We start from the raw sequence: 21,198 nt of genomic DNA on the forward strand, positions 1-21,198 counted from the left end.
TATGACACGCTCTGAGCAGCTTTTTGCGCGGGCGCGGCAGGTGATGCCCGGCGGCGTCAACTCGCCAGTGCGCGCGTTTCGGGCGGTGGGCGGCAAGCCGCGCTTTATCGCCAAGGGATTGGGCAGCCACATTCTAGACGAGGACGGGCTGGAGTATATCGACTATGTCGGCTCGTGGGGGCCAATGCTCTTTGGCCACAGCCATCCGGACATTCTGGTGGCGGTGCGCGAGCGTATGATGAGCGGCCTGTCCTTTGGCGCGCCGACCGCACTCGAGGTCGAAATGGCCGAAAAAATCATCTCCCTCACGCCCAATATCGAGATGGTGCGCATGGTAAACTCGGGCACGGAGGCAGTCATGAGCGCCATCCGGCTGGCGCGCGGCGCGACCGGGCGCGAAAAGCTCATCAAGTTCGCGGGCTGCTACCACGGCCACTCGGACGCGATGCTGGTTGGCGCGGGGTCGGGCGCGTTGACGCAGGGCGAGCCGGACTCGGCGGGTGTGACCCGCGGCGCGGCACGAGATACGCTGCTGGCGCGGTACAACGACCTTGCCTCGGTCGAGCGCCTGCTCGAAGCCAACCGGGACGAGGTCGCGGCGGTCATCGTCGAGCCGGTCGCGGCCAATATGGGCGTCGTGCCGCCGCAGGAGGATTTTTTGCCGGGCTTGCGCCGCCTGTGCGACAGGCACGGCAGCCTGCTCATCTTTGACGAGGTCATCACCGGCTTTCGGCTGGCGGCGGGCGGCGCGCAGGCGTATTTCGGCGTGCGCGCCGATCTGGTCACCTACGGCAAGATTATCGGCGGCGGTATGCCGGTCGGCGCGTATGCGGGCAGCCGGCGGCTGATGGAACAGGTCGCGCCCACGGGGCCGGTGTATCAGGCGGGCACGCTGTCGGGCAATCCGGTGGCCATGGCGGCGGGGCTGGCGCAATTGCAGCTGCTGGACAGCCATCCGACGTGCTACACCGTCATGGAGACTGCCGCCCAGTATCTGGCCGCCCACCTGCGGGAGAGCGCGCAGCGCCACGGCATCCCCTTGCAGGTCAATCAGGTCGGCTCGCTGCTGTGCCCGTATTTTACTGACAAACCGGTCGACTGCTTTGAGGCAGCAAAGGCGAGCGATACGAAAAAATACGCAAAGTATTTTAATGAAATGTTATTGCGAGGTGTATATCTCGCACCCAGTCAGTTTGAGGCGATGTTTGTTTCCGCCGCGCACACACAGCGCGACCTTGCCTTTACGGTCAAGGCGGCGGACGAGGCATTGCAGGCACTAAAGTAAAGGGGAGAAATGGGTATGGAGCGTCGTTTTGTCATCATCGGAGCCGGGCCGGGCGCGCCCGAGCTGCTGACCGGAGAGGCCGCTGCGGCTATTGCCGAAGCCGGGCTGGTGCTGACCTCGTCGGCGCGGCTGGCCGCGCTCTGCGCGGGGGCGCAGGTCTGTCCGTTTGGCGAGATGGCCGCGCGCGCGGCGGCGGCGGACTGCCAAACCGCTGCGCTGCTGGTGTCGGGCGATGTGGGCTTTTTCAGCGCGGCCTACCGCCTGCGCGAGCAGCTTTTGCCGCATGGCGCGGTGGGTCTGCTTTGCGGACTGTCCAGCCTGCAATATTTCTGCGCGCGCGTGGGCGTGCGGTATGACGATGCCTGTGTGCGCAGCCTGCACGGGCGCGGGGGAAGCATCCTCGGCGCGGTCAGCTACCACAAAAAGGTGTTCGTGCTGACGGGCGGTACGCAGAACGCGCAGACCGTCTGCCGGGAGCTGGCCGAGGCCGGTCTTGACGGGCTGACCGTGCGGCTGGGCGAAAACCTCGGCGCGGCGGATGAGCGCATCGTCTCCGGCACGGCTGCGTCGCTGGCGGACACAGCCTGCGGCGACCTTGCCGTGCTGCTCATCGAGCATCCCGACGCGGTCAATGCGCACGAGCCGGTGCGCGACGAGATGCTGACCCGGGGCAAAACCCCGATGACCAAGGAGGAGGTACGGTGGGTGTCGGTCGGCCGGCTGGCTGTGCAGCCGGGGGATACCGTGTGGGATGTGGGCGCGGGTACGGGCGCGGTGACGCTCGAGCTGGCGCGCCGCGCCGCGGACGGCACAGTATACGCCATTGAGCGTGCGCCCGTAGCCATTGACCTGCTGACCGAAAACCGCCGCAGGCTGGGCGGCTACAATGTGCGCATCGTCGAGGGCAGCGCGCCCGAGGTGCTGGCCGACCTGCCCGCGCCGGACGCGGTGTTCATCGGCGGCAGCGGCGGGCAGATGCGGCGCATTTTGCAGGCTGCAAAGCACAAAAACCCGGCGGTGCGCGTGGTGGTGACCGCCATTGCGATCGAGACCTTGCACACCGCGCAGACCGCACTGCACGAGTTTGGGTTTGCCGATGTCGAGCTTATCCAGCTTTCCGCATCGCGCGGCAAGGCCGTCGGGCCGTATACCATGATGATTGCGAACAACCCGGTGTTCATCCTATCGGCAGAGGGCGCGTATGGCGGCTAACGCGGCGCGCCTGCTGTTGGCGGGCACCGGCTCGGGCTGCGGCAAGACAACGGTGGTAAGCGCGCTGCTGCGCGCGCTTCAGCGGCGGAGCGTGCCGCTTGCGGCCTTCAAATGCGGGCCGGATTACATCGACCCGATGTTCCACACTGCCGCGCTCGGCGTGCCTAGCCGCAACCTCGACCTGTTCTTTGTCAGCGAGGCACAGGCGCGCGCCGATTTGGCCGCACACATCCCGGCCGGGGGACTGGGCATCATCGAGGGCGCGATGGGCTTTTATGACGGTGTATCGGGCGGAACGGACACGGCTTCGGCCGCGCACCTGGCCCGCGCGACGGCTACGCCCGCCGTGCTCATCGTCCGGCCGCAGGGACAGTCGCTCTCGCTCGCGGCCGAGATACACGGCTTTCGCACCTTTGCGGATAACACGCTTGCAGGCGTGATATTGAACGGCGTATCGCGCGCGATGCTGCCCTTCTACCGGGAGATCGCCGAAAAGGCCGGGCTGCGGGTGTACGGCTGCCTGCCGCCTGTGCCCGAGGCCGCGCTGCCGCACCGCCATCTCGGCCTTGTGACGGCGGACGAGATCGGCGGCTTGCAGGACAGGCTCGACCGGCTGGCCGACGCGGCCGAGCAGGGCTTGGACTTGGACGGCCTTGCCGCGCTGGCGCGCACCGCGCCGCCGCTGCGCGATAAGACCCCGCTGCTCGCGCCCGTGTGCCGAAAACCGGTGCGCATTGCGCTCGCGCGGGATAGGGCGTTCTGCTTTTACTACGCGGACAACCTGGACGTGCTGCGTGCGCTCGGCGCGGAACTGGCACCGTTTTCACCGCTCGAGGACGCGGCGCTGCCCGCGGATATCGACGGCCTGTACCTCGGCGGCGGCTACCCCGAGCTGCACGCGGACGCGCTCGCACGCAACGCATCCATGCGCGAGAGCGTGCGGGACGCGGTGCGAAACGGCCTGCCGACCGTTGCCGAGTGCGGCGGCTTTCAGTATTTACACCAGACGCTCGACGGACGCCCGATGGCGGGCGCGCTGCCGCTGCACGCCCGCATGACCGACCGGCTGCAGCCCTTCGGCTATGTGACGCTGACCGCCGCGCGGGATAACCTGCTCGGCCGGACGGGCGCGTCCATCCGCGCGCACACGTTCCACTACGGCGTGTCGGACGACGAGGGGGATGCGTTCCATGCGCAAAAGCCAAACGGCAGAGGCTGGCCGTGCGGCTGCGCGACGGACACGCTGTACGCCGGCTATCCACATTTGTATTTCCGATCCAACCCTGCGTTTGCCGCAAATTTTGTGCGCAAATGCGCCGGACTGAGGTGAGAGAATGACATTACAGCAAACGGTGGCCCGCATCATGCCGCCTGACGAGACGAGCATGGCCGCCGCGCGGCAGCGCTTTGCCGATATTGCCATGCCGATTGGCGCGCTCGGCCTGCTGCAAGAGGCAGTCGTGCGGCTGGCGGGTATGCAGCGCACGGCAAGGCCGCGCATCGACCGGCGCGCGGTCGTTGTGTTCTGCGCGGACAACGGCGTGGTGCGGCAGGGCGTGACTCAGTGCGGGCAGGAGATCACCGCGCTCGTGGCCGACAACATGGGGCGCGGCCGCTCGGCGGTGTGTCTGATGGCAAAGCACATCGGCGCGGACGTGCTCCCGGTCGATATCGGCGTGGCGCAGCCGGTCAAAAGCGGGCGCGTGCTCGACCGAAGGATACGCCCCGGCACGGCCGATATGACACAGCAGCCCGCCATGACGCGGGGGGAGGCCGTCCGTGCGGTCGAAACCGGCATCGAGCTGGCCGCGCACTGCGCTGAGCAGGGCTATACGCTGCTGTGCACGGGCGAAATGGGCATCGGCAACACGACAACGAGCGCGGCGGTCACGGCGGCGCTCACTGGTGCGCCGGTCGAACTGGTGACCGGGCGCGGCGCGGGCTTGAGCACCGAGGGACTGCAAAACAAGCGCGCGGCCATCCGCGCCGCGCTTAAGCTGCACAGACCCGACCCGGCCTATCCGCTGGACGTGCTGCACAAGGTCGGCGGGCTGGACATTGCCGCGCTGGCCGGGCTGTGCCTTGGCGGCGCGGCCTGCGGCCTGCCGGTCATGTTGGACGGCGTGATCGCCGGCGCGGCGGCGCTGGCAGCTGTGCGGCTGTGCCCGGCGGCGCGCGGTTATCTGCTGGCTTCGCACTGCTCGGACGAGCCGGCGGCGCGGCTGCTGCTGGACGCGCTCGATCTGCGGCCGTTCATCACGGCGGGTATGCGGCTGGGCGAGGGGACGGGCGCGGTGGCGGCGGTCAGCCTGCTCGATCTCACGCTCGCGGCGTATGACGGGATGCTGACCTTTGATGAGCTGGGCATGGAGGCCTACACGGAGCAAGCATAGGAGGATACCATGCTGATTTTGGTAACGGGCGGCGCGGCGAGCGGCAAATCGGCACACGCGGAGCGGCTTTTGTGCGCCCGCGCGGTAGGCGCCCGCCTGTATTTGGCGACGATGGCGCCGCAGGGCGCAGCGGCGCAGCGGCGCATCCGCAGGCACCGTGCGCTGCGGGCGGGCAAGGGCTTTGTCACGCTCGAGCGCTCCTGCGGGCTGGACGGGTTGCACCTGCCCCGGCGGTATGACGGCATTCTGCTCGAGGATATGGGCAATCTGCTGGCAAACGAGCTGTACGCGCCGCAGGCCGCAGGGCAAACGGCGCTTGACAGCATCCTTGCAGGGATAAAGCGGCTGCAAGCCTGCTGTGAAACGCTGGTCATTGTGACCAATGAGGTCTTTTCGGACGGCCTGCCATATGCCGACGAAACTGTCTGCTACATCGCGCTGCTGGGCAGGCTGAACACTGAACTCGCCGCGCAGGCGGATGCAGTGTACGAATCGGTGTGCGGCCTTTTGCTGCCGGTAAAGGAGGGGAAAAACCGATGAGGGACTTGTGGAGCGGCCTGCTGGTCGCGTTTTCGCTGTATTCGGCCGTGCCCGTGCCGCAGGTCGCGTGGACGCGGCGCAGTATGCGCTGGGCGCTCGGTTTTCTGCCGCTGGTCGGCGTGCTGATCGGCGTGGCGGAATGGCTCTGGTTTGCGTTTTGTGCGCGGTTTGGCGCGGCGGCGCTCTTTTACGCGGCTGTGGCCGCGCTGCTGCCGCTTATCCTCTCAGGCGGCATCCATCTGGACGGCTTTGCCGACACCTGCGACGCGCTCTGCTCCTTTGGTGACCGGGAAAAGCGGCTGGCCATCCTGTCCGACCCGCACGTCGGCGCGTTCGCGCCGCTGTGGCTGACCGCGCTGCTGCTGGCCGAGACCGCCTGCTTTGCGCAGTTGTACGAAAGGCCTGTGCTGCTGCCGCTGGCGTATGCGGGGTTCGCCCTCGCGCGCACGATGGGCGGCGCGAAGGTCGTTTTGTCCCCTTGTGCGCGGGATAGCGGATTGGCGCAGATTTTTGCCGAAAACAGCGATAAAACGGCGGTGGTGGCCGCGCTTGCGGCAGAATTTATCCTGTTTTTGACGGTGTGCGGCCTGCCGCTGTACCGCGTGCCGCACGGGCTGACCGCCGTGAAAAGCATTGTGCCCGTGCTGCTGGTGTGGTATGCGCTGCACGAAAGCATGAGCCGCCGCGTGTTCGGCGGCATCACGGGCGACCTGGCGGGTTTTTTCATCTCGATTGCCGAACTGCTGGTTTTGGCGGCCGCCGCAGTGGGGGGACTGATGCTATGACGGTTTTATTCATCGGCGGCGCGTATCAGGGCAAGGCAGCGCTCGCACGGCGGCTCTATCCTGATTTGCCGCTTGTGCAAAACCTGCACCTGCTGGTGCGGGAGATACTCGAAGCGGGCGGCGATCCCGCCGCGCTGCTGCCCGGGCTGCGCGGCAAGGCCGTCACCTGCGATGAGGTCGGCTGCGGCATCGTGCCGCTCGCGCGGGCGGACGAGAACTGGCGCGAGGCCACCGGCCGCCTGTGCTGCGCGCTGGCCGCCGAGGCGGACGCAGTCGTGCGCGTGCTCGCGGGCGTACCGCAATACCTGAAGGGGGACGCGCCATGTACCTGACCTGTGCCGTGCTGCTCGGCTTTGCGCTCGACTGGCTGCTGGGCGACCCGCAGGGGCTGTGGCATCCGGTGTGCGCCATTGGCAGGCTGATATCGCTTGGCGAAAAGCTGCTGCGCCGCGTGTTCCCCAAAACCCCGCGCGGCGAGACTGCGGCGGGCGCGCTGCTATGGGTGACTGTGTGCGCGGTCAGCTTTGCCGTGCCGTTTGCGCTGCTGCGCTGGCTGCGCGGAATCAACCTCTGGCTGGGCTTTGCGGCGGAAACGCTCATGTGCTGGCAGATATTCGCGCGCAGGAGCCTTGCCGACGCAGGTGCGCAGGTGCGCGGGGCGCTGGGTCGATCGCTGGAAGAGGGGCGGGCGGCGGTGGCCATGTATGTCGGCCGGGACACGGGCGAAATGGACGCGCAGCAGGTCATCAAAGCGGCGGTCGAGACTGTGGCCGAAAACACGACCGACGGCGTGGTCGCGCCGATGGTCTATCTGCTGCTCGGCGGCGCGCCGCTCGGCTGGCTGTACAAGGCGGTCAATACGCTCGATTCGATGGTCGGCTACCACAGTGAGCGGTATGAGTATTTCGGCAAGGCCTCGGCGCGCATGGACGACCTGTTCAACCTGCTCCCCGCGCGGCTGGCGGCGGTCTGCCTGATCGCGGGCGCGGGTATGCTCGGGCTGGACAACCGCAACGCGCTGCGCGTGTTCCGGCGCGACCGGGCGCGGCACAAAAGCCCCAACGCGGGGCAGACTGAATCCGCGTGCGCGGGCGCACTGCATGTGCAGCTGGGCGGAGACGCGAGCTACTTTGGCAAAACGGTCAAAAAAGCGGCCTTTGGCGACCCCGACCGGCCGGTCAGCCAGGGCGATATCGGCCGCGCGGTCGATCTGATGACGGCGGCAAGCGTGCTGGCGCTGGCGCTGTGCTGCGCGGTGCGGCTCATACTGACATTTTAGAAAGGAGGACAGCGTATGCCCGCATATGTACACGGGGGAGATGTGTACACCTATGCCTCGCGGTACGGCGGCGCGCCGCTCGACCTGTCGGCCAACATTAATCCTTTCGGCACACCGGAGGGTGTGCGGCAGGCCATGCAGGATGCGCTGTCGCGCTGCGCGTGTTATCCCGACCCCTTTTGCCGTGCGGCGCGGCGCGCCATCAGCGCGGCCGAGGGCGTGCCCGCCGACTGGCTGTACTGCGGCAACGGCGCGGCCGATGTGCTCGACCGGCTGGCGGCTGCGCTGCGGCCAAGGACGGCGTTGCTGACCGTGCCCACCTTCGCCGCGTATGAGCGGACGCTCGCGGGCGCGCAGCTGCGCTTTCACCCGCTGCGCGTGGAGGAGGAGTTTACCCTGACCGGGCGGCTGCTGGACGATATCGTGCCCGGGCTGGACGCGGTGTATCTGTGCAACCCCAACAACCCGACCGGCCGCACGGCCGACCCCGCGCTGCTGCGAGCGGTCGCGCGGCGGTGCGCGGCAAACGGCACTTGGCTGGTGGTGGACGAGTGCTTTTCCGATTTTTTGACCGACAGCGCGCAGCATACACTCAAAGACCTGCTGGGTGCGCAGCCAAGGCTGGTTCTCCTGCGCGCCTATACCAAGATGTACGCCGTGCCCGGCGTGCGCTTCGGCTGGTGCATGACGGCGAACGCCGCGCTGGTCGACGCGTTGTACCGCGCGGGGCAGCCGTGGAACGTGTCGGTCATCGCGCAGGCGTGCGCCGAGGCGGCGGCGCGGGAACAGGACTACGCGCAGCGGACGGCGGCGCGCATCGCGGACGAGCGCGCTTATTTGGCAGAGGAGCTGCAAAGGCGGGGACTGAACGTATATAAGAGCGAGGTCAATTTCCTGCTGTTTCGCGCGGCGGAGCAGGATTTGCAGCAGCAGCTTGCCGCGCGCGGTGTGCTGCTCCGCAGTATGCTGCACGACCGTGGCCTTGGCGCGGGCTGGTACCGCACGGCGGTCAAGACCCGGCAGGACAGCCGAACGCTGCTGGCCGCGCTGGATGAGATACGAAGGGAGGAGCGCTGATGGCGCGGTGCATCATGGTGCAGGGCACCTGCTCGAACGCGGGCAAAAGTCTGCTTTGCGCGGCGCTGTGCCGCATTTTCCGGCAGGATGGCTATACGGTCGCGCCGTTCAAGGCGCAGAACATGGCGCTTAACTCATTTATCACGGCGGATGGACTGGAGATGGGGCGCGCGCAGGCCGTGCAGGCCGAGGCGGCGGGCATTGCGCCCGATGTGCGCATGAATCCCATCCTGCTCAAGCCGACGAGCGATACCGGCTCGCAAGTGATCGTAAACGGTGTTTCGCAGGGCGAGCGCACGGCGCGCGCCTACTGGGGCAGCAAGCGGTCGCTGCTGCCCGTCGTGCGGCAGGCGTATGACAGCCTTGCCGCCGCGTATGACATCATCGTCATCGAGGGGGCGGGCAGCCCGGCGGAGATCAACCTCAAGCAGGATGATATCGTCAATATGGGACTGGCCGCGCTGGTGGACGCGCCCGTGCTGCTGGTCGGTGATATCGACCGGGGCGGTGTGTTCGCCGCGCTGTATGGCACAGTAAAGCTGCTCGAGCAGGACGAGCAGGCGCGCATTCGCGGGCTGATCGTTAACAAATTCCGGGGCGATATCGAGATTTTGCGTCCCGGTCTTGCCCAGCTTACGGCGCTGACCGGCAAGCCGGTCGTGGGGGTCGTGCCCTACGGGCGGTTCGATATCGACGAGGAGGACAGCCTGTCCGCCCGGCTGGATGAGCGGTGCGCGGACGCACCGGTCAAGGTCGCGGTCGTGCGGCTGCCGCGCCTGTCCAACTTCACCGATTTTTCCGCCCTGTCGCGCGTCGACGGTGTGGGCGTGTACTATGCCGACCAGCCGGAGCAGCTGGCCGATGCTGATCTGGTCGTGCTGCCGGGTACGAAATCGACGCTTGCCGACCTGAAATGGCTGCGCGAGAGCGGCATGGAGGCGCGTATCCTGCAGCTGCATGCGGCGGGCACACCGGTGTTCGGCATCTGCGGCGGCTATCAAATGCTGGGGCAGACGGTCGCCGACCCGGAAAACGCCGAGGGCGGCGGCGCGATGCGCGGCATGGGGCTGCTGCCGGTGGACACCGTGTTCCGCGCGCGCAAAACGACCGCGCAGGCCACTGGCCGCATAGGCACGGTGCACGGCGCGCTGGCTGCGCTCTCGGACGTAGAAACAGCGGGATATGAGATACACATGGGCGAAACGGCTTATCGTGCGGGCGCGCTGCCGCTGCAAACGCTGCGGCGCGGACAAAGCGAAATCCTCGATGGCTGTCAGGCGGAAAACGTCTACGGCACCTACCTGCACGGCGTGTTCGACGCGCCTGGGGTGGCCGCGCGTCTGGCAGGCGCGCTGGCCGCGCGCCAGGGTGTGACACTCGGCGCGGCGGCACAGGATGAGGCGGCGTATCGGCAGACACAGTATGACAAGCTGGCCGACACCGTGCGCAACGCGCTGGATATCAAGCTGATCTACCGGATATTGGAGGGAAACGCATGAACGAAAAGGGACTGATCCACCTGTACTGCGGCGAGGGCAAGGGCAAGACGACCGCCGCGATGGGGCTGGCTGTACGGTGCGCGGGACGCGGGAACCGAGTCGTGATCGCGCAGTTTTTGAAGGACGGCACCTCGGGCGAATGCCGCGTTTTGGCAAAGCTCGACGGTGTGACGCTGCTCGCCGCCAACCCGAGCGGCAAGTTCTCCACCCAGATGAGCGAGGAGGAAAAGCGTGAGACTGCCGCCGCGATCACCCGCACCTTTGCCGCTGCGCGCGGCTTTGCCACGCGGGAGGGGGCGCGTCTGCTCGTGCTGGACGAAGTATGTGCCGCGATCAGCTGCGGCTTTCTGGACGAAAACGAAGTGCTCGACCTGCTGGACAGCCGGCCGGACGGCTTGGAGGCCGTGCTGACCGGGCGCGGCCCGTCCGAACGGCTGCTGGCGCGGGCAGACTATATCACCGAAATGGTAAAACGGCGGCATCCGTTCGATAAAGGCGTTGCCGCGCGGGAGGGGATCGAGCTGTGAACGGAAAAATGCAGCCAAATGAGATCGAAAAGCAGTCGCTCGCCATTATCACGGCTGAGCTGGGCGGTCGCGCCTTTCCGCCGGGCGAGGATGAGGTCGTCAAGCGCGTGATCCACACAACGGCTGACTTCGATTACGCGGACAGCCTTGTTTTCTCCGAAAACGCGGTTGAGAGGGCCAAGCAGGCGCTGGCGGCGGGTGCAACCGTCGTGACCGATACCAACATGGCGCTCGCGGGCGTGAGCAAGGTCGCGCTGGGCAAGCTCGGCGGGCGGGCGGTCTGCTTTATGGCGGACGAGCAGGTGGCGCGAAAGGCCAAGGCGCGCGGCGTGACCCGCGCGGTCATCTCGATGGAACAGGCGGCGGCGCTCGACGGGCCGCTCATTTTCGCCATCGGCAATGCGCCGACCGCGCTCATCCGCCTGCATGAGCTGATCGGCGAGGGCAGAGTAAGTCCCGCGCTCGTCATCGGCGTGCCGGTCGGCTTTGTCAACGTGGTCGAGGCCAAGGAGCTGTTCCTCGGCGGGGATACGCCGTATATCATCGCGCGCGGCCGCAAGGGCGGCTCGAATGTCGCCGCGGCGATCGTTAATGCGCTGCTGTATCAGATCGTCAAACGGGAGGGCTTTTGAAATGGGTAAAAAGGCATTGCTGGTGGTCAGCTTCGGCACGGTCGACCCGGTGGCGCGCCGCGCGATCGAAGCGGTCGAGACGCGGCTGCAAAGCGCGTTTCCGGGATATGATTTTTGCCGCGCGTTCACCTCGCGCATGGTGGCAAGGCGCATCGAGCGCGAGCAGGGCGAGTACATCCCCGCGCCGGACGAGCAGCTTGCCCGTCTGGCGGAGGAGGGCTATGACGAGGTGCGCTGCCAGAGCCTGCACGTCATCTTCGGGCAGGAGTATGACAAGCTGCGCGCGCAGCTCGAGCCGTATCGCGGCCGTTTTGGCAGTCTGACGCTGGGCAGGCCGCTTTTGTGGGACACGCCCGACTACCTGCGCCTGACGCGCGCGCTGCTGGCGGACATGCCGCCGCTCGCGCCGGACGAGGCCTGTGTGTTCATGGGCCACGGCGCCGAGCATCCGGCGAACGCGGCTTACGCGCTGGTCGAGAACAGCTTCCGCTACCACGGCGCCGAGCGGGTGTATGTCGGCACGGTCGAGGGCTTTCCGCATCTCGATTATGTGCTCGCGCGCCTGCACCGGTGCGAGGCGGCGCAGGTGCGGCTGTATCCGCTGATGCTCGTGGCGGGTGACCATGCGCAAAACGATTTGGCCGGGGCGGAGGAGGACAGCTGGAAGAGCCGGCTGGAAGGCGAGGGCTACACGGTCGAAACGCATCTCAAGGGCATGGGCGAGCTGCCCGCCGTCGGTGATATTTTCGCTGACCACTGCCGCGCCGCAAAGGAAATATAAGGAAAAGAAACGTCTGCTTTGCTGAGTGGACGTTTTTTTATACGCAAAATCTTGCGCGCGCCATTTCCGCTTCTATTTTCCGTCAAGCCCTGCGTATTATCTGGATTATACTGGAAAAGCAAGGAGGCATAACGGAAATGGACAAGCAAAAGACCAAGAGAGCCGCGCCGCAGCTGCTCGGGCGCGCGGCCGCGTGGCTGGCACAGCTGGCGGGTGGAGAGCACGGGCATGTGCTGATCGTGGGCGCGCGGCGGTTTGTGCTGTGCGCGCTGCTCGCGCGCGGGACGGTGCTCGGCGGTTATGCCCCCTTTGGGTTGGCAGCCGCCTCGGCGATGATGGCGCACGGCGCGGGACTTTCGGCCATCGGCGGCCTGTTCTGCGGCACGATGCTGCTGGGCGGTTCGCTGCGCAGCGGCGTGTACGCGGCGGCGGCGCTGCTCGTTTTGTGCGTGATGAGCGTGTGCGCCGGCCTGAAGATCATAGAAAAGCGGTGGTTTGCCCCGCTGGTGGCTACGCTGGCCGGCGCGGCCTGCACCTTTGTGTTCCTGCCCGTGGGGCCCGCGCTGACCGCTGCGTCCGTGCTGACCTTCGTGGCCGTACAGGCGCTGACCTTTGGCTCATGCTGGGTGTACAGCGCGGCCTTCGCGCCCCCGCGCGAGGAGAACGACTGGCGGCGCACAGCGACGATGCTGGCCTTTGCGGCAAGCGTGCTGCTGTCGCTGGCCGACCTGGATTTGTTCTCGCTGCTGTCGCCCGCGCGGGCGGCGGCGCTGTTGCTCGTGCTGGCCTCGGCCTATCTGGGCGGCGCGGGGTTTGGCGCGGCGGCGGGCGTGACCTTTGGCGCGGCGATGGATCTGGCAGCCGGGCAGGGCGCGCTGTTCACCTGCTGCTATGGCTTGTGCGCGCTGGTCGCGGGGCTCTTCCGCGAGCAGGGGCGGACGTGGTTTGCGCTCTGCGCGCTGGCGGCCGGGCTATGCGCGGCCATGCTGGGCGTCGACCATGTGCTGTTCGTGCCGCTCATTTTGGAGCTGCTGTGCGCGGTCGCAGCGTTTGCGGCGCTGCCCGAGCCGGTGTGGCGCGCGCTGCGGCAGACGCTGCTGCCCGACATACCCTCCGGCGAGGCCGTGCGCCGCCGTGCGCGGCAAACCGTCGGCCAGTGCGCCACCGAAGCTGCGCAGGCGTTTTACGAGATGTACCTATCCATGCTCAACGGCATCCATGAGGGCAAGGCTGCGGGCGACCAGAATGTGCGCGTGGTGTTCGACCACGCGAGCGAGCGCGTGTGCAAAAGCTGTGTGCTTTGCTCGCAGTGCTGGCAGCGGGACTATATCACGACGCTGGCCGCGCTCAATGATGTGACCCAGCCCATGCTGCGGCGCGGGCGGGCTGAGCTGTCCGATTTTCCGCAGCATTTCGCCTCGCGCTGTGTGCATCTGCCCGAGTTGATGCGCGCCATCAACAGCGCGCTTTTCGCGCTGCGCGAGCGGCAGAGCCTGCGGCGGCAGCAGGAGGAAAACCAAAGCCTGCTCGCGCGGCAGTACGCGGGCATTACCGATATTTTACGTCAGCTCGGCGCCGAGGTCACGCGGGACGAGATCGCCCAGCCCATGCTGGAAAGGCAGGTGCGCCGTTATGCGGCGGCCTTTGGCTGGATCGACCGTGTCTGCGCGGTGCGGGACGGGCAGGGACGGCTGGTGATCGAGCTGTTCGGGCAGGGTACGGGCGATGTGCTGGCGCAGGCGAGCGGCTTTGCGGCCGGTCTTGGCGCGCTGCTCGGCGTTGGGCTGACCGAGCCCAAGCTGGTCGGTGAGGGTGAGGACGCGCATCTCATTCTGCGCGAGCGCGCGCCCTTTCGCGCGGTCGTCGGTATCGGTAGGCAGCAGAAGGAGGGCGCGTCGGTCTCGGGCGACAGCGGCTGCTATTTTGTCACCGACGCGGGCGCTGCCTGCCTGCTGCTGGCCGATGGCATGGGTACGGGCGCGGCCGCCGCGCAGGACAGCCGGATGCTGGTCGGCTCGATGGAGCGCTTTCTGCGCGCGGGCATTTCAGTGGGGGACGCGCTGCGCGCCGTTTCGCCCGCGCTGCGCCTGCGCTCGGACGGGATGCGGTTCGCCACGCTCGACGCGCTGACCGTCGACCTGTTCACCGGGCGGGCGGAAAGCCTAAAATGCGGCGCGGCGCCGTCCTATCTGCGCGCGGGCGGGCGCTGGACGGTGCTGACCGCGGGTGCGCTGCCCATCGGCCTTGCCGAGGAGGACGCGCTGGGCGAGCCGGTGCCGCTGCGCCTTGGTCACGGCGACTTGTTTGTCATGCTGTCCGATGGGGTCTCGGATGGCGCGGACGACGGCTGGGTGCGCGCGCTGCTCGAAAAGCACGCAGGCGAGAGCCCTAAGGAGCTGGCCGCGCGTCTGGTGGTCGAGGCCAAGGGGCGTGGGCACGACGACGACCGCACCGCGCTGGTCATGCGGCTGGAAAAGATATGAGCCGGCGCCGCCATCGGCGCGTTTAACCCGCCGCCGCGTTGGGCATACTCTCCGCAAAAGGGAGGGAATGGACATGGTAAAAGGGATCAGTCGGCGTGTGGTCGTTGTGCGGCCGGAGGGGCAGGGCGTGTTTGAGCAGGCCATCTTCCTGCTGCGGGACACGGCCGCGCCGCGCGGCGATATCGTGCGCGAGGCCTGCCGCATTGCCAACGGCTATCTCGCTGTGCGCACCGGGCGGCCGCGCCGGCGCTTTACGCTGCGGCAAATGCTCGGCGCGGGCGCGCTTGGCGCGGCGGCAGCCAGTGCGGTCTGGCTGGCCGTGCTGCTGATTTTGTAAATAGATTGAAAAATGCCGCTCCCGTCTCTTGTGTTGGCGGGAGCTGCTTGCTATACTATATAATATACACGCCGCGCCGGGCAGGCCGGTGGTCTGCATGGGAAAGCGGGGATGGAGCTATGACAGCCGAGCAGTTCTTCACATTGTTTCATCAATATGGGCTGATTCTCATCTGTACGGTCATCTTCTGCGAGTACATGAACCTGCCGGGCTTTCCGGCGGGCATCATCATGCCGTGTATCGGCGTGCTCATCGCGCAGAGCGAGCTGTCGCTGCTGGTCACGCTGGCGCTGAGCGTCTGCTTCGGGCTGCTGGGCAGTCTGGTGATCTACGGCCTTTGCTACTGGGGCGGTGAGCCGATCATGCAGCGCCTATTCGGCAAGAGTAAGAACTTCCGCGCCTTTGTCGAGCGCTGCCACCATTATATCAACGCACACCGCGGCAGGGGACTGGCGCTCTGCCGCCTGATCCCGGTGCTGCGCACGATCGTATCCATCCCGGCGGGGCTGATTCGTATGCCGGTGCAGTGGTTCATCGGCTGGTCGGCGCTCGGCATCGCGGCATGGAACACCGCGCTGATTTCATTCGGGTATTTTTTCAGCGAAAAGATATTGTCCATGCTGTGAGGCAAAACTGCATATACGCCGCGCGGGAAGCCTTGGTTTCCCGCGTTTTTCGTTGGATGTTTTCGGCAGAATACGGAAGCGATTGTCACCACATTGAAATTTGCGGCGGATAGGGTGATATGATATAATATAATGCGTTAATTTATACAATATGGGGGGATGATCCGTGCACATCGACAAGGTGCCGCTTGCGGGGCGGCTGGTGCTCGCGCCGATGGCGGGCGTGACCGACCGCGCCTTTCGGCAGGTTTGCCGGGCGCATGGCGCGGCGCTGACCGTGACCGAGATGGTCTCGGCCAAGGCGCTGTGCTTTGGCGATAAAAAAACCCCCTCTCTGCTCGCCCTGTACGAGGGAGAGCACCCTGCCGCTGTGCAGATATTCGGCCACGAGCCGGACAGCATGGCCGAGGGAGCCAAGATCGTGCGCGCGCTTTCGGGCTGCGATATCATTGATATCAATATGGGCTGCCCCGCGCCCAAGATCGCGGGCAACGGAGACGGCGCGGCGCTGCTGCGCGACCCCGCGCTGGCCGGCCGTGTGATCGAGGCCGTGTGCCGCGCGGTCGATGTGCCGGTAACGGTCAAGTTCCGCAAGGGCTGGGATCAGGCGAGCGTCAACTGCGTGGCGTTTGCCCGCGTGTGTGAGCAGGCGGGCGCGTCAGCCGTCGCGGTGCACGGGCGCACCCGCGCGCAGCAGTACAGCGGACAGGCCGACTGGGACGCGGTCAAGGCGGTAAAGCAAGCCGTGTCCATCCCGGTGATCGCCAACGGAGACGTATTCGAGCCGGAGGATGTGCCGCGCATCCTGGCGCACACCGGCGCCGATTTGGTGATGATCGGCCGGGGCGCGCTGGGCGATCCATGGATTTTCGAGCGGGCAAACGCGCTGCTGCAAACCGGCGTATGTCCGCCACTGCCCCCCTTTGCCGCGCGGATTGACACGGCCGTGCGGCAGATCGAGCTGGCCGCCGGGTACAAGGGCGAGCGCGTCGCGCTGCTCGAAGCGCGCCGCCATGTCAACTGGTATCTCAAGCGGCAGAGCGGGCTGAAGGCGTTCAAGGCGCGCGTTTGTGCGCTGGAAACGCTCGACGAGCTGCGCGCGCTGGCCGAGGAGCTGAAGCAGGCGGCCGGCGCGTGACCGCCTAAACGACGGCAGACGGGCAAGGAGGCACTGTTTGTGGACGAAAAGCATATACTGGCCAAGGCGCGCCGTGGCGAGACAGATGCCTTTGAAGAACTGGTAAGGCTGTATGAAAAGCGCGTTTACGCGGTGGCACTGCGCTCGTCCGGCTCGCCGGAGGACGCGGCCGATATCACGCAGGAGGTATTTCTGCGCGCGTGGCGCTCGATTGAGGGCTTTCGCGGGGACAGCGGCTTTGCCACTTGGCTGTTCCGCATCACAATGAACCTGTGCGTTGACCATGCGCGCCGCAGGCAGGCGCAGCCGCAGACCCAGCCGCTCGCGGCGGACGACGAGGCCGAGCGCCCCATCCCGGACAGCGCGCCCACGCCCGAGGAGCAGTTGGAAAACAGCGAGCTTGGCCGCGAGCTTGCCGCCGCGCTCGGTGAGGTGAGCGGCGAGCACCGGCAGATCGTGCTGCTGCGCGACGTGGCCGGGCTGAGCTATACCGAGATCGCCGAAACGCTGGAGATCAACGAGGGTACGGTCAAATCGCGCCTGTCGCGCGCCCGGCTGGCGCTGCGCACCGTGCTGCTGCGGCGGGGGAACCTTTTGCAGCGCCCTGCGTCTAACGGGACGAAAGGAGGCGGGCAGGCATGAGCGATCACGAATATTTTGAGCAGCTTTGCGCTGCCGGCATAGACGGCGCGCTGACCGCGGCCGAGCGGGAAAAGCTGGAGGCGCATCTGGCCGAGTGCCCCGCGTGCGCCGCGCTGGAGCGCGACCTGCGTGCGATGCAGGCGCTGCTTGCCGTACCCGACGAGCCGCCCGCCGCGCTGCATGAGCGCATCATGGAAAGCGCCCGGCAGCAGACGCGGCTGCGCGTGGTGCAGCCGGAAAAGCCGGCGCGCCGCCTGCCGGTGTTCACTATGCTGGCAGCGGCGGCGGTCGTCGTGCTGGTCGTGCTGGGCGGCGGCGTCGGCCAGATGTTCAACATGGGCGCGGGACAGGCGGCGGGCGAAGCGGCCGCGGCGGGCGATTCCGCAGCGATGGCCGCCCCGGCAGCCGGCGGCATGGCGGAGCAGATCGAGCGCGCGGCCGAGGCTGCGTCAGGCGAGACGGGTATGCGCGCACTGGACGCGGGCGGCACGACAGACGCGGCGAAGGATACCGGCGCGTCCGCTCAGGCGGAGGGAGAGACAGCCGCCGAAGCGCCTGCCGATATGTCTGTGGCCGCGGCCGCACCCGCGCAGGTGCAGAGCGCGGAGGAGCAAAAGGCGCAGGATGCACCGTCCGCCGTGCCGTTTGCCGCGATGCCGGCCATTCGCCTGCCGGACAGCCTGCAAGGCACGAGCGCGGCACACTGTTATCTGGCGCAGGGCGCGGGCGAGCTGCCCGATATCGGCGGTGAGCTGCTGATGCAGGAGGACGGCGTGGCCGTGTTCTCGCTGACCAACAGCATGGGCGTGATCGAGGACACGCTGCGCGCGGTCGAGGAGGCTGGCTATGACGTGTCGGCCTATGACGACGTCGGACTGACGATAGACAGCAAGGCCGAAAAGTGGATTTTGATCGTGGTAAGCGGCTGAGGAGGGCTTTTGCCCTCCTTTTTGCCGCCGCGCGGCGGGCACGCCGGGTCAGCTGCGTGGGATTTGGAGATTTCCACAAAATTTTTGCGGAATTTTTGTGAAAGCGCTTGACTTTATAAAGACCTTGTAGTAATCTATAAAAGCACCTGCGAAAGCGGGGGAAAACGCGATGATGCCGGAGATTGCTGCTCTGCGAGCAGGTAACTTCGGCGGAGTAGGTCCGACAATCGGGCGGTTGAGACAACTGCTATCAGCCGAAGGGGCGCGTCCCCCAAGGCAAAACGCAATGTTCCTGCGTAAATTCGGGACTCGCGGCGTATGGCCGCAAAGCCGATGGCCGGAACCACTTGCGTTTCTATTGTGACCGGATCATGACACGATAAGTGCGCCCGGTTATTTTCATGCCCGAACGTGATACGCACGGCGGGGTTGCAGTTTCTCTCCGTAGCGAGTCAAAACATTTTACTAATGTATGGCACATATACGAGGAGGAAAAACCAAAATGGCAAACGCACAGAAGATCCGCATTCGCTTGAAGGCATACGACCATGAGCTGATCGACCAGTCCGCAGAGAAGATCATCGAGACGGCCAAGCGCAACGGCGCGAAGGTCTCCGGCCCGATCCCGCTGCCGACCGAGAAGCAGATCGTCACCATCCTGCGCGCGGTGCACAAGTACAAGGATGCCCGCGAGCAGTTCGAGCGCCGCACCCACAAGCGCCTGATCGACATCATCAATCCCAATCAGGCCACCATCGAGGCGCTGACCACGCTCGACCTGCCGGCCGGCGTTGAGTTCGAGGTAAAGCTGTAACCGCTTTTCTTGTATAGGGGGCTTCCAAAGGCCCCTATATACGGAGACAGGTTTGGCTGAGGCCTGTTTCAGTCACAAATTATGTCAACAGGCGGACGGACTGACCCGACCGTTCGCTTGAAGCCCTGCCGCGAAAGGCGCGGCGAGGTCATGTTGGCGGCCAAATGCCGTCAACCAATAACCTTTAAGGAGGAAAACAGTATGCTGCAAAAAGCAATCATCGGCAAGAAGGTCGGCATGACCCAGATCTTCAACGCCGACGGCAAGGTCATCCCCTGCACCGTTATCGAGGCAGGCCCTTGCGTTGTCACCCAGCTCAAGACCGAGGAGAAGGACGGCTACAACGCGGTTCAGCTCGGCTTTGAGGATGTGCAGGAGCGCAAGCTCACCAAGCCGGAGAAGGGCCATCTGGCCAAGGCCGGCGACGCGCTGAAGAAGTACCTCAAGGAGTTCCGCTTCGCGGACTGCTCGACCTTCCAGCTCGGCGATGTGATCAAGGCCGATATGTTTGCCGCGGGCGACTATGTGGACGTGACCGGCACTTCCAAGGGCAAGGGCTACGCGGGCGTTATCAAGCGCTTCAACGCCGCCCGCCTGAAGGAGACCCACGGTACCGGCCCTGTGCACCGCCACGCCGGCTCGATGGGCGCCTGCTCTGATCCTTCCAAGATCATGAAGGGCAAGATGATGCCCGGCCATCTGGGCGCCGAGCAGGTCACCGTTCAGAATCTGGACGTTGTCAAGGTCGACCCGGAGCTGAACCTGATCGCCGTTTGCGGTGCGATCCCCGGCCCGAAGGGCGGCATTGTCGTGCTCAAGAACACCGTTAAGAACAACAAGGTTGCCAAGGGCGAGGCTGGCATCAGCAAGAACCCGCAGAAGGCTTCCGCGAGAAAGTAAGGGAAGGAGGAGCAACTAATGCCTACAGTAGCAGTTTTTGATATGACCGGCAAGAAGACCGGCGAGATGGAGCTGAACGAGGCCGTGTTCGGCATCGAGCCGAACGTGCCCGTGATGCACGCGGCGGTCAAGAATTATCTGGCCAACCACCGTCAGGGCACCCAGTCGACGCTGACCCGCGCCGAGGTGCGCGGCGGCGGCATCAAGCCGTGGCGGCAGAAGGGCACCGGCCGCGCCCGTCAGGGCTCGATCCGCGCCCCGCAGTGGACGCACGGCGGCATCGCCTTTGGCCCCAAGCCGCGTTCCTATAACTATAAGCTGACCAAAAAGACCAAGCGCCTGGCGCTGCTCTCCGCTCTTTCCGCCAAGGCCGCCGCGGGCGAGATCATCGTCATCGACGGTCTGGACATGAGCGAGATCAAAACCAAGAACTTCGTGGCCTTCCTCAAGGCGGTCGATGCCAAGGGCAAGAGCCTTGTCGTCACCCCGGAGGTGCGCACGAATGTCGTCCGGTCGGCCGCTAACATCCCCGGCGTGCGTACGATGATCGCGTCCACCCTGAACGTATACGAGATTCTGGGCGCTGACAAGTTCATCATCGACAAGGCCGCCGTTGAAAAGCTGCAGGAGGTGTACGCATAATGAAGTTCGTTTATGACGTGATCAGAAAGCCGGTCATCACCGAGCGCTCGATGCAGGGCATCGCTGACAATAAGTACACCTTTGAGGTCGCCGCCGACGCGGGCAAAATCGAGATCAAGAAGGCGGTGGAGGAGATCTTCGGCGTCAAGGTCGCCAAGGTCAACACCATCAAGCTGCCGGGCAAGTGGAAGCGCATGGGCGTTCATGTGGGCAAGCGCCCGGATATCAAGAAGGCTGTCGTCACGCTGACCGCGGACTCCAAGCCGATCGAGATCTTCGAGAACATGATGTAACACCCTCTAGGGGGGACAGTCCCCCTAGATACAAAATCACCTCCCGAGGAAACCGATTTTGATACCCCTCTCTCGTCCGCACGGCGCACGAGGCCGCGGCGCGGGCAAAGGGATCAAAGTCAGGCGAAGGCCGACTTTGATGGGGCGGATCTCCGGCCGGAGATCCGATTGAAACGCTCATTTGCGAGCGTATATATGGGGAGACACCCCGATAATAACGAATCAAGGAGTTGAAAATCCAACATGGCTATCAAGACTTTCAACCCGACGACGCCCTCGCGCAGAAATATGACTGTGCTTTCCTACAAGGGCCTGTCCAAGGTGAAGCCCGAGAAGAGCCTTCTCGAAAAGGTCAAGAAGACCGCCGGCCGCAACAGCTATGGC

The 21,198-nt window shown here is 65.7% G+C and carries 23 protein-coding genes and 1 pseudogene; all 24 read left to right on the forward strand.

Going from position 1 to position 21,198, the window contains the following annotated elements; genetic code table 11:
* Position 1 precedes the first annotated feature (1 nt).
* Complete coding sequence (gene hemL / locus MR935_RS02520) at positions 2-1,285, forward strand: glutamate-1-semialdehyde 2,1-aminomutase (protein WP_290570750.1); 1,284 nt, start codon at positions 2-4, stop codon at positions 1,283-1,285.
* Between the two features lie 15 nt (positions 1,286-1,300).
* Complete coding sequence (cbiT, locus tag MR935_RS02525) at positions 1,301-2,497, forward strand: precorrin-6Y C5,15-methyltransferase (decarboxylating) subunit CbiT (protein WP_290570752.1); 1,197 nt, start codon at positions 1,301-1,303, stop codon at positions 2,495-2,497.
* On the forward strand, positions 2,487-3,827 hold the full coding sequence (locus MR935_RS02530; RefSeq protein ID WP_290570754.1) for a cobyrinate a,c-diamide synthase: 1,341 nt from the start codon (positions 2,487-2,489) through the stop codon (positions 3,825-3,827). Before cbiT ends, MR935_RS02530 begins: the two co-directional genes overlap by 11 nt.
* 4 nt (positions 3,828-3,831) lie before the next feature.
* A complete protein-coding gene (gene cobT, locus MR935_RS02535; protein ID WP_290570756.1) occupies positions 3,832-4,890 on the forward strand; it encodes a nicotinate-nucleotide--dimethylbenzimidazole phosphoribosyltransferase in 1,059 nt (352 codons plus the stop codon).
* 9 nt (positions 4,891-4,899) lie between these two features.
* On the forward strand, positions 4,900-5,430 hold the full coding sequence (locus MR935_RS02540) for a bifunctional adenosylcobinamide kinase/adenosylcobinamide-phosphate guanylyltransferase (protein WP_290570758.1): 531 nt from the start codon (positions 4,900-4,902) through the stop codon (positions 5,428-5,430).
* Positions 5,427-6,215 (forward strand): adenosylcobinamide-GDP ribazoletransferase, encoded by a 789-nt coding sequence (locus MR935_RS02545; protein ID WP_290570760.1) that lies wholly within the window; start codon positions 5,427-5,429, stop codon positions 6,213-6,215. Before MR935_RS02540 ends, MR935_RS02545 begins: the two co-directional genes overlap by 4 nt.
* Entirely contained in the window at positions 6,212-6,547 is a 336-nt protein-coding gene (locus tag MR935_RS02550) for a bifunctional adenosylcobinamide kinase/adenosylcobinamide-phosphate guanylyltransferase (protein WP_290570762.1), read from the forward strand. Before MR935_RS02545 ends, MR935_RS02550 begins: the two co-directional genes overlap by 4 nt.
* Positions 6,538-7,494, forward strand: a complete 957-nt coding sequence (gene cbiB / locus MR935_RS02555) for an adenosylcobinamide-phosphate synthase CbiB (RefSeq protein ID WP_290570764.1) — start codon at positions 6,538-6,540, stop codon at positions 7,492-7,494. The genes MR935_RS02550 and cbiB overlap by 10 nt, the downstream gene beginning before the upstream one ends.
* A gap of 15 nt (positions 7,495-7,509) precedes the next feature.
* The gene (locus MR935_RS02560) at positions 7,510-8,571 is read left to right on the forward strand and encodes a pyridoxal phosphate-dependent aminotransferase (protein ID WP_290570765.1); all 1,062 of its coding nucleotides are present in this window, start codon (positions 7,510-7,512) and stop codon (positions 8,569-8,571) included.
* Positions 8,571-10,070: a cobyric acid synthase gene (locus tag MR935_RS02565; protein ID WP_290570766.1), complete on the forward strand. Its 1,500-nt coding sequence runs from the start codon at positions 8,571-8,573 to the stop codon at positions 10,068-10,070. The genes MR935_RS02560 and MR935_RS02565 overlap by 1 nt, the downstream gene beginning before the upstream one ends.
* Positions 10,067-10,597 carry a cob(I)yrinic acid a,c-diamide adenosyltransferase gene (locus MR935_RS02570; protein WP_290570767.1) on the forward strand — a complete coding sequence of 177 codons (531 nt, stop codon included), beginning with the start codon at positions 10,067-10,069 and terminating at the stop codon, positions 10,595-10,597. Before MR935_RS02565 ends, MR935_RS02570 begins: the two co-directional genes overlap by 4 nt.
* Before the next feature lie 8 nt (positions 10,598-10,605).
* A complete protein-coding gene (locus MR935_RS02575) occupies positions 10,606-11,229 on the forward strand; it encodes a precorrin-8X methylmutase (protein WP_290570780.1) in 624 nt (207 codons plus the stop codon).
* Between the two features lies 1 nt (position 11,230).
* The gene (locus tag MR935_RS02580; RefSeq protein ID WP_290570768.1) at positions 11,231-12,010 is read left to right on the forward strand and encodes a sirohydrochlorin cobaltochelatase; all 780 of its coding nucleotides are present in this window, start codon (positions 11,231-11,233) and stop codon (positions 12,008-12,010) included.
* Between the two features lie 137 nt (positions 12,011-12,147).
* A complete protein-coding gene (locus MR935_RS02585) occupies positions 12,148-14,493 on the forward strand; it encodes a SpoIIE family protein phosphatase (protein ID WP_290570769.1) in 2,346 nt (781 codons plus the stop codon).
* A 73-nt stretch (positions 14,494-14,566) separates the two neighbouring features.
* Positions 14,567-14,830, forward strand: a complete 264-nt coding sequence (locus MR935_RS02590) for a hypothetical protein (RefSeq protein WP_290570771.1) — start codon at positions 14,567-14,569, stop codon at positions 14,828-14,830.
* Positions 14,831-14,949: 119 nt separating this feature from the next.
* Complete coding sequence (locus MR935_RS02595) at positions 14,950-15,456, forward strand: DedA family protein (protein ID WP_290570772.1); 507 nt, start codon at positions 14,950-14,952, stop codon at positions 15,454-15,456.
* A 166-nt stretch (positions 15,457-15,622) separates the two neighbouring features.
* The gene (gene dusB / locus MR935_RS02600; protein WP_290570773.1) at positions 15,623-16,594 is read left to right on the forward strand and encodes a tRNA dihydrouridine synthase DusB; all 972 of its coding nucleotides are present in this window, start codon (positions 15,623-15,625) and stop codon (positions 16,592-16,594) included.
* Between the two features lie 39 nt (positions 16,595-16,633).
* Complete coding sequence (locus MR935_RS02605; protein WP_290570774.1) at positions 16,634-17,236, forward strand: RNA polymerase sigma factor; 603 nt, start codon at positions 16,634-16,636, stop codon at positions 17,234-17,236.
* Complete coding sequence (locus MR935_RS02610) at positions 17,233-18,165, forward strand: anti-sigma factor family protein (protein ID WP_290570775.1); 933 nt, start codon at positions 17,233-17,235, stop codon at positions 18,163-18,165. Before MR935_RS02605 ends, MR935_RS02610 begins: the two co-directional genes overlap by 4 nt.
* 502 nt (positions 18,166-18,667) lie before the next feature.
* A complete protein-coding gene (gene rpsJ / locus MR935_RS02615; RefSeq protein ID WP_031475667.1) occupies positions 18,668-18,979 on the forward strand; it encodes a 30S ribosomal protein S10 in 312 nt (103 codons plus the stop codon).
* Between the two features lie 204 nt (positions 18,980-19,183).
* The gene (gene rplC, locus MR935_RS02620) at positions 19,184-19,879 is read left to right on the forward strand and encodes a 50S ribosomal protein L3 (protein ID WP_290570782.1); all 696 of its coding nucleotides are present in this window, start codon (positions 19,184-19,186) and stop codon (positions 19,877-19,879) included.
* Between the two features lie 18 nt (positions 19,880-19,897).
* On the forward strand, positions 19,898-20,521 hold the full coding sequence (gene rplD, locus MR935_RS02625) for a 50S ribosomal protein L4 (protein WP_290570777.1): 624 nt from the start codon (positions 19,898-19,900) through the stop codon (positions 20,519-20,521).
* Positions 20,521-20,814, forward strand: a complete 294-nt coding sequence (gene rplW, locus MR935_RS02630) for a 50S ribosomal protein L23 (RefSeq protein ID WP_290570779.1) — start codon at positions 20,521-20,523, stop codon at positions 20,812-20,814. Before rplD ends, rplW begins: the two co-directional genes overlap by 1 nt.
* A gap of 243 nt (positions 20,815-21,057) precedes the next feature.
* Positions 21,058-21,198: pseudogene (rplB, locus tag MR935_RS02635) on the forward strand (50S ribosomal protein L2); the annotation flags it as partial.

Source organism: Agathobaculum sp. (genome assembly GCF_022775115.1).
Taxonomy (GTDB): domain Bacteria; phylum Bacillota; class Clostridia; order Oscillospirales; family Butyricicoccaceae; genus Agathobaculum.

What these genes read in the sequence shown, in the direction of transcription:
- hemL (WP_290570750.1), top strand. Translation starts at nt 2, where the DNA reads ATGACACGCTCTGAGCAGCTTTTTGCGCGGGCGCGGCAGGTGATGCCC.
- cbiT (WP_290570752.1), top strand. Translation starts at nt 1,301, where the DNA reads ATGGAGCGTCGTTTTGTCATCATCGGAGCCGGGCCGGGCGCGCCCGAG.
- MR935_RS02530 (WP_290570754.1), top strand. Translation starts at nt 2,487, where the DNA reads ATGGCGGCTAACGCGGCGCGCCTGCTGTTGGCGGGCACCGGCTCGGGC.
- cobT (WP_290570756.1), top strand. Translation starts at nt 3,832, where the DNA reads ATGACATTACAGCAAACGGTGGCCCGCATCATGCCGCCTGACGAGACG.
- MR935_RS02540 (WP_290570758.1), top strand. Translation starts at nt 4,900, where the DNA reads ATGCTGATTTTGGTAACGGGCGGCGCGGCGAGCGGCAAATCGGCACAC.
- MR935_RS02545 (WP_290570760.1), top strand. Translation starts at nt 5,427, where the DNA reads ATGAGGGACTTGTGGAGCGGCCTGCTGGTCGCGTTTTCGCTGTATTCG.
- MR935_RS02550 (WP_290570762.1), top strand. Translation starts at nt 6,212, where the DNA reads ATGACGGTTTTATTCATCGGCGGCGCGTATCAGGGCAAGGCAGCGCTC.
- cbiB (WP_290570764.1), top strand. Translation starts at nt 6,538, where the DNA reads ATGTACCTGACCTGTGCCGTGCTGCTCGGCTTTGCGCTCGACTGGCTG.
- MR935_RS02560 (WP_290570765.1), top strand. Translation starts at nt 7,510, where the DNA reads ATGCCCGCATATGTACACGGGGGAGATGTGTACACCTATGCCTCGCGG.
- MR935_RS02565 (WP_290570766.1), top strand. Translation starts at nt 8,571, where the DNA reads ATGGCGCGGTGCATCATGGTGCAGGGCACCTGCTCGAACGCGGGCAAA.
- MR935_RS02570 (WP_290570767.1), top strand. Translation starts at nt 10,067, where the DNA reads ATGAACGAAAAGGGACTGATCCACCTGTACTGCGGCGAGGGCAAGGGC.
- MR935_RS02575 (WP_290570780.1), top strand. Translation starts at nt 10,606, where the DNA reads ATGCAGCCAAATGAGATCGAAAAGCAGTCGCTCGCCATTATCACGGCT.
- MR935_RS02580 (WP_290570768.1), top strand. Translation starts at nt 11,231, where the DNA reads ATGGGTAAAAAGGCATTGCTGGTGGTCAGCTTCGGCACGGTCGACCCG.
- MR935_RS02585 (WP_290570769.1), top strand. Translation starts at nt 12,148, where the DNA reads ATGGACAAGCAAAAGACCAAGAGAGCCGCGCCGCAGCTGCTCGGGCGC.
- MR935_RS02590 (WP_290570771.1), top strand. Translation starts at nt 14,567, where the DNA reads ATGGTAAAAGGGATCAGTCGGCGTGTGGTCGTTGTGCGGCCGGAGGGG.
- MR935_RS02595 (WP_290570772.1), top strand. Translation starts at nt 14,950, where the DNA reads ATGACAGCCGAGCAGTTCTTCACATTGTTTCATCAATATGGGCTGATT.
- MR935_RS02610 (WP_290570775.1), top strand. Translation starts at nt 17,233, where the DNA reads ATGAGCGATCACGAATATTTTGAGCAGCTTTGCGCTGCCGGCATAGAC.
- rpsJ (WP_031475667.1), top strand. Translation starts at nt 18,668, where the DNA reads ATGGCAAACGCACAGAAGATCCGCATTCGCTTGAAGGCATACGACCAT.
- rplD (WP_290570777.1), top strand. Translation starts at nt 19,898, where the DNA reads ATGCCTACAGTAGCAGTTTTTGATATGACCGGCAAGAAGACCGGCGAG.
- rplW (WP_290570779.1), top strand. Translation starts at nt 20,521, where the DNA reads ATGAAGTTCGTTTATGACGTGATCAGAAAGCCGGTCATCACCGAGCGC.